The organism is Pseudomonas syringae, assembly GCF_001698815.1.
GTDB classification, from domain to species: domain Bacteria; phylum Pseudomonadota; class Gammaproteobacteria; order Pseudomonadales; family Pseudomonadaceae; genus Aquipseudomonas; species Aquipseudomonas syringae_A.
The window spans coordinates 72,545-83,738 of sequence record NZ_LGSI01000033.1 but is presented as its reverse complement, the minus strand read 5'-3'; the positions used below and the strand labels follow the sequence as shown (position 1 = coordinate 83,738).

Sequence of the window (11,194 nt, the reverse complement as noted above, 5' to 3'; positions counted from 1 at the left end):
TGTAAGCGTGCCCGAACAGAACAGCAGCGGGCAAAAAGTTCGACTGGGAAAAATGTGTAAACGCGGTGATGCCTACCTGCGCAGCTTGGCTATTCAAGGGGCACACGCGGTATTGAGGCAGGTGCGGCCTGATTCGGAGCATCCGGATGACCACCGCTTGCGGCGCTGGTTAAGTCGCCACGGTCAAAAAGGAGCCGCGGTACGGTTGGCCAACCGCAACCTGCGGATCGTTTGGGTGCTGCTGCAAAATGATCAGACCTATCGTCGCCAGCCAGCGGGTTGCCAGGAGGCGACGATGAGCCATTAATCGACAGAGTTCTGCCACCGGGGTGCTGAGTCACCTCAACCGCTGCTGAAGAACATTGACCCCAGGTCAGACCGTCGCGGATAGATGCCTGCCCTCCTACTGGCCCTTTGAGGCCTTACTGTAATCGGCATACCGCGAGCTTACCCAATGTTGGCCAGAAGCCGATGATGCTTCCTCGAACAGGCCTTATACATAGATGCAACCGGGTAGCAGTGTTCAAAAGCAGGTTGAAAGTGTGGGCGAGTCCATACATAGGAGGGGACTTGTCCCCGAAGGCAGAGCCTCAGGCAACGATAACGTCTGGATAATCTCGTTGACCGTCCAATCGCATTCGGGGACAAGTCCCCTCCTACCGGTGGTCATTGCAGCAAGCATAAAAAAAGGCCACCCGAAGGCAGCCTTTAAAAAATAAAAGGAAAGAGAGTAAAACTGACCTTACACGGCCGCTACAGGGCGCATGTAAGAAATAGGTGCAGTGCTGGCATCTTCGAAAGTCACGACTTCCCAGGCATCTTTTTGCTCGATCAACGTGCGTAAAAGACGATTGTTCAGAGCATGCCCCGATTTGAAGCCGCGGAACTCACCGATCAGGCTATTGCCCAGCAGGTAGAGATCGCCGATTGCATCAAGAATCTTGTGTTTGACGAATTCGTCCTCGTACCGCAGGCCGTCTTCGTTCAGTACGCCATCCTTGTCGACCACGATGGCATTTTCCACACTGCCGCCGAGTGCGAGATTGTGCTTGCGCAGGTACTCGATATCACTCATGAACCCGAAGGTCCGGGCACGGCTGACTTCTTTCACGAAAGAAGTGCTGGAAAAGTCCACGCTTGCACTTTGGGTGCGGTCGCGAAAGACGGGGTGATCAAAATCGATCTCGAAACTGACCTTGAATCCTTCAAAAGGCACGAAAGTAGCGCGTTTACCGCCCTCTTCCACTGACACTTCACGCAGGATACGGATGAATTTCTTCGGCGCGTCCTGTTCTTCCAGGCCAGCCGATTGAATCAGGAATACGAAGGGTCCCGCGCTGCCGTCCATGATTGGAACTTCGGAGGCAGAGAGTTCGACGTAGGCGTTATCGATGCCCAGGCCAGCCATGGCCGAGAGCAAATGTTCTACCGTGTCGACTTTGACATCACCCTTGACCAACGTGGTCGACAGGGTGGTGTCACCGACATTTTCCGCCCGTGCAGCAATCTGCACGACGGGATCGAGGTCAGCACGGCAAAACACGATACCGGTATTCACAGGAGCAGGCTTGAGAGTCAGGTAAACCTTTTCCCCCGAGTGCAGGCCGACACCTGTGGCACGGATGATATTTTTCAGGGTGCGTTGTTTAATCATGGCATTGGCCGCTTCAGCGCAAGTTGCGAACTGGTATCAACAAAGGCTGGCGATAATAGCAGACCCGGCCTTTGCTGAACACCAATCACCCTAATACCCCTGATACATTTCATCAATCAGCCTGACGACGCAGGAAAGCCGGGATGTCCAGGTAATCCAGATCATCGTTCGGATTCATCTTCGCCGCTGCGGTTGCGCCTGCGTGAGCCTGATTGCGCATCACGGTAGGACGGTCCAGATCACGGTAGTTCACCGACGGCAACTCCTGACGGGCAGAAGGCTGAGCCGAGGCTTGCTGAGTGGTCTGCAGGGTGTTGTCGATCACCTTCATCGGTTTCTCGATTTTCGCGCCCAGGCCGGTGGCAACCACAGTCACGTGCAACTCGTCACGCATGTCCGGATCGATAACAGTACCGACCTTGACCATGGCGTGCTCGGAAGCGAACGCTTCGATGATGCTACCCACGTCCGAGTACTCACCCAGAGACAGGTCAGGACCGGCAGTGATGTTAACCAGGATGCCCCGTGCGCCTTGCAGGTTCACGTCTTCGAGCAGCGGATTGCGAATGGCTGCTTCGGTGGCTTCACGTGCACGGTTCGGACCGCTGGCGCAGCCAGTGCCCATCATCGCCATGCCCATTTCGCTCATCACGGTACGTACGTCAGCGAAGTCGACGTTGATCATGCCCGGACGCTTGATGATGTCGGAGATACCGCGAACGGCACCGGCCAGTACATCGTCAGCCTTGGCGAAAGCCGACAGCAGGCTGGCGTCCTTACCGAGGATGGTCAGCAGCTTCTCGTTGGGAATGGTGATCAACGAGTCGACGCTTTCGGACAACATGCGGATGCCTTCATCGGCGATCTGCATGCGCTTGCGGCCTTCGAACGGGAATGGACGCGTCACGACCGCAACGGTCAGGATGCCCATTTCCTTGGCCACTTCAGCGATGATCGGCGCTGCACCGGTACCGGTACCGCCGCCCATGCCCGTGGTGATGAAGACCATGTTGGTGCCCTGCAGAACTTCTGCAATGCGCTCACGATCTTCCAGTGCAGCCTGACGGCCGACTTCAGGGTTGGCGCCAGCGCCGAGCCCTTTGGTCACGCCCGTCCCCAGTTGCAGGATGGTACGCGCACCAATGTTTTTAAGTGCCTGAGCATCGGTGTTGGCGCAGATGAATTCCACGCCTTCGATGTTGCTCTTGACCATGTGATTGACAGCGTTGCCGCCACCACCGCCAACGCCGATAACTTTGATTACCGGGCTTTGCGGGACGTTGTCTACGAGTTCGAACATTTTCCCTCTCCTTTCATTCTCTAGTTTTGTGCCTAGTGCCCACTGCCTGCCATTACTACTTTTGAAACCTAGAAATTGCCCTGCACCCAGCGCTTGATACGTTCAAGCACTGGAGCCTTAGGTTCATCTCCGTAGCCATTACTGCTACTGCTGATACCGGAAAGCGAAATACCGTCAGACTGCTTTTGCAGCCCGTACAGCAACAACCCGACACCAGTGGAATAAATGGGGTTTCGCACAACATCGGCGAGCCCTTTGACGCTATGCGGGACGCCTAGGCGCACCGGCATGTGGAAGATTTCCTCGGCCAGTTCGACCGCGCCTTCCATCTTCGAGGTACCACCGGTCAGCACAATGCCGGCCGGGATCAGATCTTCGTAGCCGCTGCGACGCAGTTCAGCCTGGATCAGGGTGAACAGCTCGTCGTAGCGTGGTTCGACCACTTCAGCCAAGGCCTGACGCGACAGTTCGCGCGGTGGACGGTCGCCCACGCTTGGCACTTTGATGGTCTCGCCGGCGCCGGCCAGTTTGGCCAGGGCACAGGCGTAGCGAATCTTGATTTCTTCGGCGTATTGCGTCGGTGTACGCAACGCCATGGCGATGTCGTTGGTCACCTGATCACCGGCAATCGGGATCACGGCGGTGTGACGAATCGCGCCTTCGGTAAAGATCGCGACATCGGAAGTACCGCCGCCGATGTCCACCAGGCACACGCCCAGCTCTTTCTCGTCATCGGTGAGTACCGAGTACGCCGAAGCCAGTTGCTCCAGAATGATGTCGTCGATTTCCAGACCGCAGCGACGCACGCATTTTTCGATGTTCTGCGCAGCGTTCACTGCGCAGGTCACCACGTGAACCTTGGCTTCCAGACGTACGCCCGACATGCCCAGTGGCTCACGAACGCCTTCCTGGTTATCGATCACGTAATCCTGGGGCAAGGTGTGCAGCACGCGCTGGTCGGCAGGAATCGCCACGGCCTGGGCGGCGTCGAGCACCCGCTCCAGATCCGCAGAGCTGACTTCACGGTCGCGAATCGCCACGATGCCGTGGGAATTCAGGCTGCGGATGTGACTGCCGGCCACACCGACGAATGCCGAGTGAATACGGCAGCCAGCCATCAGCTGAGCCTCTTCCACTGCTCGCTGGATCGACTGCACGGTGGATTCGATATTCACCACCACGCCTTTCTTCAGGCCGCGGGATGGATGGGTACCGATACCGACGATTTCCAGCGTGCCATCGGCCGCGACTTCGCCTACCAGTGCCACCACCTTGGAGGTACCGATATCCAAGCCGACGATCATTTTGCCGCTTTGCACGTTTGCCATGGTCCTGCCTCTTATCAATTCTTCGCGACGGCGGGTTTGTCCGTCGTAGTCGCTACCGGCTCGCGCCATCCGACGGCGAGGCCGTTGGAGTAGCGCAGGTCGATGCGCGCAATATTCGTGATCTGCTCTTTGAGCGTTTTTTCGTAAATGGCGATAAAGCGGCGCATTTTTTCCACCAGGTGATCGCGTCCCAGCAACAACTCGATACCGGGACCGGCACTGCCCGCGCCCGTGGTCAAAAACCAGCTGCCACGTTCACGTAATTCCAGCCTGACGATGGAGAAGCCCATCGGGCGCAACATCTGACTCAAAACCTGGTACTGCTGCATCACCTGCTGTTGAGCCCGCTGCGGGCCAAACAACTGCGGAAGGTGTTCGTAATTAGCCAGCTCGCGCGGGGTAAACGCCTGGCCCTGGTTATTGAGCAAGGCTTCATCACCCCAGCGCGCCACCGGCAGCTGTTCTTCAAGGCGGATCACCACCTGATCCGGCCAGACGCGACGCACTTCCGCGTGGGCGATCCAGGGCATCTGTTCCAGTTCCGAACGCATGCCGGCCAGATCGATAGTGAAGAAGCTCGCCGCCACGTAAGGCGCGATTCGCTGCTGCACCGCCTGCTGACTGATGTAGCTCAGGTCACCCTGGACGTTGATCTTGGTGATCGGCCGGTCGGCATAAGGCAGCAAGCGTTGCGCTGCCTCATACGTACCAAAGCCCAGAATCACCAGCATCACCGGCCAGAACAGCACCTTGAGAAAACCGAAATTCGCTTTCGGCAGACGTACCGACAGCGGTTCCTTGGCCACCATACGACTGGCACCACGCGGCACCGGCTTGCGGCCGGGAGCTGGAGGCTGATGACGTGCCGTCGCGTTCATGGCTTAACCTCGCGCCTGGACACTGTCAGCGAGAATCGCCAACACCAGTTGCTGGAAATCCAGACCTGCCGCACGTGCCGCCATCGGCACCAGACTGTGATCGGTCATGCCCGGCACGGTGTTCACTTCCAACAGCCAGAACTTGCCATTCACGTCCTGCATGACATCGGTGCGCGCCCAGCCAGCAATGCCCACGGCTTCGCAAGCACGCGCTGTCAGCTGCTTGAGTTCCTGTTCCTTGCTTTCTTCGAGACCGCACGGGATCCGATACTGCGTATCGTCCGCGATGTACTTGGCATCGTAGTCATAGAAAGTGTGCGGAGTGCCCAGACCAATCGGCGGTAAAACCTGGCCACGCAGCGTAGCGATGGTGAACTCCGGACCTTGAATCCATTGCTCGACCAAAACTTGCGAATCGTAGGTGCTGGCGGATTTCCATGCGGCGATCAATTCGTCGACGCTGGTCACCTTGGCCATACCGATACTGGAACCTTCATGAGCCGGTTTGACGATCAAAGGCAGGCCCAGTTCCGTGACTGCCGAAATACAATCCGCTTCGCTGCCAAGTACCGCATGCAGCGGCGTCGGCAGGCCCAGGCTCTGCCAGACCTGCTTGGTGCGCAGCTTGTCCATCGCCAGTGCCGAAGCCAGTACACCGCTGCCGGTATAAGGGATTTCCAGACACTCCAGCAGACCTTGCATGGTGCCGTCTTCACCGCCACGGCCGTGCAGGACAATGAAGGCACGATCGATTTTCTCGCTGACCAGACGCTGCAGGAAATCGTCGCCGACATCGATACCGAACGCATCGACGCCAGCGCTTTGCAGGGCATGCAGCACCGCCTGACCGGACTTCAGCGAAACCTCACGCTCAGCGCTCTTGCCACCGAACAGCACGGCGACACGGCCGAAGGCTTTCGGCTCCAGCGTGCTGAAGAGTGTCGATTGCGTCAGGGCAGTCATTTCAGCTTCCCTTCAGTGGACGCAACGACAGCACCGGCGAACAGCGGGCTGCGCAGCAGTTGCGGAGCAAGGCCGCCAATGTCACCAGCGCCCTGGCAAAGCAGGATGTCGCCCGGACGCAGCAGCGGCTTGACCAGTGGCGCGAGTTCGACGCCACGCTCGATGTAGATCGGGTCCAGCTGGCCGCGTTGACGGATGCTGTGACACAGGTTGCGGCTGTCCGCACCCGGAATCGGCTCTTCGCCGGCTGGATAGACTTCCATCAGCAACAGCACGTTGGCCTCGGTCAGCACCTGGACGAAATCGTCGTACAGGTCGCGGGTGCGGCTGAAGCGATGCGGCTGGTAAACCATCACCAGACGACGATCCGGCCAGCCGCCGCGCACGGCATTGATCACTGCGGCGACTTCACGCGGGTGATGGCCGTAGTCATCGACCAGCATGACGTTGCCGCCCTCGACCGGCAGCTCGCCGTACACCTGGAAGCGGCGACCCACGCCCTGAAATCCCGACAGGCCCTGAACGATGGCCTCGTCGCTGACGCCTTCGTCGGTGGCGATGGCAATGGTTGCCAGCGAGTTGAGCACGTTGTGATTGCCCGGCATGTTGACCGAAACATCCAGCGGCTCGTGATCGCGACGCAGCACAGTGAAGAACGTCAGCATGCCGTCCTGGCGCACATTGATGGCGCGCACGTCGGCGGTTTCGCTGAAGCCGTAAGTCAGGGTCGGACGCTTGACCAGCGGCAGGATTTCGCGCACCACCGGATCATCGATGCACACCACCGCCAGACCGTAGAACGGCAGGTTGTGCAGGAACTCGACGAAGGTCTTCTTCAGCTTGTTGAAGTCGCCTTCGTAGGTCGCCATGTGATCGGCGTCGATGTTGGTAACCACGGCAACCAGCGGCTGCAGATGCAGGAAGCTCGCATCGCTTTCGTCGGCTTCGGCGATCAGGTAACGGCTGGTGCCCAGCTGGGCGTTGGTGCCAGCAGCGTTTAACCGGCCACCGATAACGAATGTCGGGTCCAGGCCACCGGCCGCGAACACCGAGGCGATCAGGCTGGTGGTGGTGGTTTTGCCGTGGGTACCGGCGACTGCGATGCCGTGGCGATAGCGCATCAGCTCGGCGAGCATCTCGGCGCGTGGCACCACTGGAATGCGGCGCTCAAGAGCGGTCGCCACTTCCGGGTTGGACGTGTTGACGGCACTGGAGACCACGAGCACGTCAGCGCCCACGGTGTTTTCGGCACGGTGGCCAATAAAGATGTGCGCGCCGAACGATTCAAGGCGTTCGGTAACCGGGGACGATTTGAGGTCGGAACCGGAGACGTCATAACCCAGGTTCAGCAACACCTCAGCGATCCCGCACATGCCCACGCCGCCGATGCCGACGAAGTGGATGCGACGGATGCGGCGCATTTCCGGTTGTGGCATCGCGCGTTGATTTTCAACCATGGGCCACCTCCAGACAGATATCGACCACGGTATTGGTTGCGTCAGGCTTGGCCAGTCGGCGAGCGGTACGAGCCATGTTGTTCAGTTGTTCGGGTTGCATCAGAACCTCTTTCAGGCGCGCCGCCATCTCGGCTATACCAGTTGTCGCTTGTGGCATCACGAAGGCAGCGCCTTCGAGGGCCAAATAGTCGGCGTTACGGGACTGGTGGTCGTCGATCGCATGGGGCAACGGCACCAGCAGCGACGGCAGTCCAGCCGCCGCCAGTTCACTGATGGTCAGCGCGCCTGCGCGACAGACCACCAGGTCGGCCCAGCTATACGCTTGAGCCATGTCCTGAATGAAAGGCGCCACTTGCGCCTCGACACCGGCAGTGCGATAGCGCTCTGCGGTGATTTCATCGTGATTCTTGCCGGCCTGATGAAACACTTCAGGCCGCACGTCCGCAGGCACTTGCGACAGCGCCTCGGGCAACAATTTGTTCAGCGGCTCGGCGCCCAGGCTCCCGCCCAGCACCAACAGACGCGCGCGGCGCCCGGCCAGGGCCTGACGCGGGGTTTCCAGGAACAGCTCGACGCGCACCGGATTGCCGGTGGTGCGGCGCTTGCTGGACGCGGGAAACGTATTCGGAAAGGCCTCGCACAAGCGGCTGGCAAACGACGCCAGACTGCGATTGGCGGTACCGGCCACGGCATTCTGCTCGTGAACGATCAGCGGCACTTTGGCCAACGCTGCTGCGAGGCCGCCGGGGCCGGTGACATAACCACCGAAACCCACCACGCACACCGGCTTGAGCTCACGCACGATCTTGCGCGCCTGCAACAAGGCCTTGATCAGCATCAACGGCGCCTTGAGCAAGGACAAACGGCCTTTGCCGCGCAGGCCGGTCACGTTGATCAGGTGCAGGGCGAAACCCGCCTGCGGCACGAGTTCGTTCTCGATGCCACGCGGCGTGCCGAGCCAGTGCACTTTGTAACCGCGCGCCTGAAACTCACGGGCGCAAGCCAGCGCCGGGAATACGTGTCCGCCGGTGCCGCCGGCCATGATCAGCACGTTAGCGTCCATGGGGCGGCTCCTCGGCGAAGTCGCTTTCGTTGAACTCGGCTTCTTCGCTGCCCATGTTGTTGCGCGATTCCCACTCGATGCGCAGCAGCAAGCCCAGGCTCGCACAGCAGATCACCAGCGAGCTGCCGCCATAGCTGAGGAAGGGCAAGGTCAGACCTTTGGTTGGCAGCAGGCCGACGTTCACGCCAATGTTGATCAGGATCTGGCCGATCCACAGGAACGCCAGACCGTAGGCCACGTAGGCACCGAAGAACTGCTTGGCGCGCTCGGCCCACATGCCGATGTACATCGCCCGGATGCTGACGAACAGGAACAGGCCGACGGTCAGCAGCGAGCCAACCACGCCCAGCTCTTCGGCCAGCACGGAAAATACGAAGTCAGTGTGCGCTTCCGGCAGATAGAACTGCTTCTGCACGCTGTTGCCCAGACCCACGCCCAGCCATTCGCCGCGACCAAAGGCAATCAACGCCTGGGTCAACTGGTAGCCGGAGCCGAATTGATCGGACCACGGGTCGGTAAAGGTAATCAGACGCGCCATGCGATACGGCTGCGCCTGAACCAGCACGAACACCGCACCCACCGCCAGCGCCACCATCAGGCTGAAACGAAACAGGCCAACGCCACCGAGGAACAGCATCGCCGCCGCCGCACCCATCATTACGACGGTGGCGCCGAAGTCGGGCTCCATCAGCAACAGACCGGCCATCGGCAACAGCACGATGAAAGGCTTGAAAAAGCCCATCCAGCTTTCACGCACTTCGGTCTGCCGACGAATCAGATAGCCCGCGAGGAAGATCACCACGAACAGCTTGGCAATTTCCGACGGCTGCACGTTGAACGCGCCGAAGCCGATCCAGCGCATCGAACCGTTCACCTCGCGCCCGACCCCGGGAATCAGCACCATCACCAGCAAGCCAAACGCGCCAAGCAACATCAGCCAGCCCAGACGTTGCCAGGTGGCGACCGGAATCATCATGGTCACGCCGCAGGCACCGATGCCGATGATCATGTAGATCAAATGGCGGGTCATCATGTACAGGGTGTTGCCGGACTGCACCGCAGCCACTTCGGACGACGCGGAAGTGATCATCACCAGACCGAGGCCCAGCAACGCCAGACAGCCGGCCAGCATCGGGAAGTCGACATCAATGCCACGGCCACTGATCAGTGGCGACGGATACGGCTTGATTACGCCAAAGATCATGACAAGTCCCTCACGGCTTGCGCGAACAGCTGACCGCGCTCTTCGTAATTTTTGAACATGTCAAAGCTGGCGCAGGCCGGCGACAACAACACGGCATCGCCGGGCTGTGCGGTGTCTGCGCAGCGCTGTACGGCTTCATCCAGCGACTGGGCACGAATCAGCGGCACCGAATCGCCCAGCACGTGGGCGATCAGTTCGGCATCACGGCCCAGCAAAACAACAGCGCGGCAATGGGCAGCGACGGGTGCAGCAAGACCACTGAAATCAGCACCTTTGCCATCGCCACCGGCGATCAGCACCAGCTTGCCGCTGATATCCGCGCCCAGACCTTCAATTGCAGCAAGCGCGGCACCGACGTTGGTCGCCTTGGAGTCATCGTAATAGTTGACGCCGTCACGCTCGCGAATCCACTGGCAGCGATGCTCCAGGCCACCGAAGCTGCGCAGGCTGGCGAGCATCGCGTCCATCGGCAAGCCGACCGCATGCCCCAACGCCAAGGCCGCCAGGGCGTTGGACTGGTTGTGAGCGCCACGAATTTTCAGCTCGCGCACCGGCATCAGGCTCTCGAACTGGAACGCGAGGTATTTCTCGCCATTCTCTTCGCGCAGACCGAAGCCATGGAAATCAGGTGTGTTCAGACCGAAGGTCCAGCATGGCAAGCCTTCGCCAATCAACGGACGGGTCAACACGTCCTGACGATTGACCACCACTTGCCGCGCGCCACGGAATACCCGGTGCTTGGCCAGGTGATAAGCCGGCAGGCCGCTGTAGCGGTCCATGTGGTCTTCACTAATGTTCAACACGGTCGCCACTTCCGCGCCGAGTTGATCGGTGGTTTCCAGCTGGAAGCTCGACAGTTCGAGGACATACAACTCGATATCGTCGCTGAGCAGATCCAGCGCCGGCGTACCGAGATTACCGCCGACGGCGACGCGCTTGCCTGCCGCCACAGCCATCTCGCCCACCAGGGTGGTGACGGTGCTTTTCGCGTTGGAACCGGTAATCGCGATGATCGGTGCTTTCGCGTGACGCGCGAACAGCTCGATATCGCCAGACAGCTTCACGCCACGGGCAGCGGCTTGCTGCAACGCAGGAGTCGCCAGCGCCAGGCCGGGGCTCACGTAAAGCTCATCGGCGCGGCAGAGAAATTCAACGTCCAGTTCGCCACAGCGCACTTCGACCTGAGGGTAGTCCCGACGCAAGGTCGCCAGTTCCGGCGGATTCTCCCGCGTGTCAGCCACGGCAAACGACACGCCCCGGTTCGCGAGGAAGCGAACCAGGGACATGCCGCTCTTGCCGAGGCCGACAATGATGCGGAAGTGGTCGGAAGCGATTAGAGACACTCGT

The 11,194-nt window shown here is 59.9% G+C and carries 10 protein-coding genes; 1 reads left to right on the top strand and 9 read right to left on the bottom strand.

Annotated elements, in window-relative coordinates; all coding sequences use genetic code 11:
- A partial coding sequence (locus tag AFK24_RS09110; protein WP_139110472.1) for a transposase occupies positions 1 to 307 on the top strand: 307 nt, incomplete at its 5' end.
- Between the two features lie 435 nt (positions 308 to 742).
- Here AFK24_RS09110 and lpxC read toward each other — a convergent pair.
- The 9 genes from lpxC to murD form a co-directional block, all read right to left on the bottom strand.
- The gene (lpxC, locus tag AFK24_RS09105; RefSeq protein WP_065832934.1) at positions 743 to 1,654 is read right to left on the bottom strand and encodes a UDP-3-O-acyl-N-acetylglucosamine deacetylase; all 912 of its coding nucleotides are present in this window, start codon (positions 1,652 to 1,654) and stop codon (positions 743 to 745) included.
- Positions 1,655 to 1,766: 112 nt separating this feature from the next.
- A complete protein-coding gene (gene ftsZ, locus AFK24_RS09100) occupies positions 1,767 to 2,954 on the bottom strand; it encodes a cell division protein FtsZ (RefSeq protein WP_020292971.1) in 1,188 nt (395 codons plus the stop codon).
- A 68-nt stretch (positions 2,955 to 3,022) separates the two neighbouring features.
- A complete protein-coding gene (ftsA, locus tag AFK24_RS09095; protein WP_065832933.1) occupies positions 3,023 to 4,282 on the bottom strand; it encodes a cell division protein FtsA in 1,260 nt (419 codons plus the stop codon).
- 14 nt (positions 4,283 to 4,296) lie between these two features.
- Complete coding sequence (locus tag AFK24_RS09090) at positions 4,297 to 5,160, bottom strand: cell division protein FtsQ/DivIB (RefSeq protein WP_065832932.1); 864 nt, start codon at positions 5,158 to 5,160, stop codon at positions 4,297 to 4,299.
- Positions 5,161 to 5,163: 3 nt separating this feature from the next.
- Positions 5,164 to 6,123 (bottom strand): D-alanine--D-alanine ligase, encoded by a 960-nt coding sequence (locus AFK24_RS09085; RefSeq protein WP_065832931.1) that lies wholly within the window; start codon positions 6,121 to 6,123, stop codon positions 5,164 to 5,166.
- On the bottom strand, positions 6,120 to 7,580 hold the full coding sequence (gene murC / locus AFK24_RS09080; protein ID WP_065832930.1) for a UDP-N-acetylmuramate--L-alanine ligase: 1,461 nt from the start codon (positions 7,578 to 7,580) through the stop codon (positions 6,120 to 6,122). Before murC ends, AFK24_RS09085 begins: the two co-directional genes overlap by 4 nt.
- Positions 7,573 to 8,643 (bottom strand): undecaprenyldiphospho-muramoylpentapeptide beta-N-acetylglucosaminyltransferase, encoded by a 1,071-nt coding sequence (gene murG, locus AFK24_RS09075; RefSeq protein WP_065832929.1) that lies wholly within the window; start codon positions 8,641 to 8,643, stop codon positions 7,573 to 7,575. The genes murC and murG overlap by 8 nt, the downstream gene beginning before the upstream one ends.
- Complete coding sequence (gene ftsW / locus AFK24_RS09070) at positions 8,633 to 9,847, bottom strand: putative lipid II flippase FtsW (RefSeq protein ID WP_020292965.1); 1,215 nt, start codon at positions 9,845 to 9,847, stop codon at positions 8,633 to 8,635. Before ftsW ends, murG begins: the two co-directional genes overlap by 11 nt.
- The gene (gene murD, locus AFK24_RS09065) at positions 9,844 to 11,190 is read right to left on the bottom strand and encodes a UDP-N-acetylmuramoyl-L-alanine--D-glutamate ligase (protein ID WP_065832928.1); all 1,347 of its coding nucleotides are present in this window, start codon (positions 11,188 to 11,190) and stop codon (positions 9,844 to 9,846) included. The genes ftsW and murD overlap by 4 nt, the downstream gene beginning before the upstream one ends.
- Between the last annotated feature and the right edge of the window lie 4 nt (positions 11,191 to 11,194).

What these genes read in the sequence shown, in the direction of transcription:
- ftsA (WP_065832933.1), bottom strand. Translation starts at nt 4,282, where the DNA reads ATGGCAAACGTGCAAAGCGGCAAAATGATCGTCGGCTTGGATATCGGT.
- AFK24_RS09090 (WP_065832932.1), bottom strand. Translation starts at nt 5,160, where the DNA reads ATGAACGCGACGGCACGTCATCAGCCTCCAGCTCCCGGCCGCAAGCCG.
- murC (WP_065832930.1), bottom strand. Translation starts at nt 7,580, where the DNA reads ATGGTTGAAAATCAACGCGCGATGCCACAACCGGAAATGCGCCGCATC.
- ftsW (WP_020292965.1), bottom strand. Translation starts at nt 9,847, where the DNA reads ATGATCTTTGGCGTAATCAAGCCGTATCCGTCGCCACTGATCAGTGGC.
- ftsZ (WP_020292971.1), bottom strand. Translation starts at nt 2,954, where the DNA reads ATGTTCGAACTCGTAGACAACGTCCCGCAAAGCCCGGTAATCAAAGTT.
- AFK24_RS09085 (WP_065832931.1), bottom strand. Translation starts at nt 6,123, where the DNA reads ATGACTGCCCTGACGCAATCGACACTCTTCAGCACGCTGGAGCCGAAA.
- murG (WP_065832929.1), bottom strand. Translation starts at nt 8,643, where the DNA reads ATGGACGCTAACGTGCTGATCATGGCCGGCGGCACCGGCGGACACGTA.
- lpxC (WP_065832934.1), bottom strand. Translation starts at nt 1,654, where the DNA reads ATGATTAAACAACGCACCCTGAAAAATATCATCCGTGCCACAGGTGTC.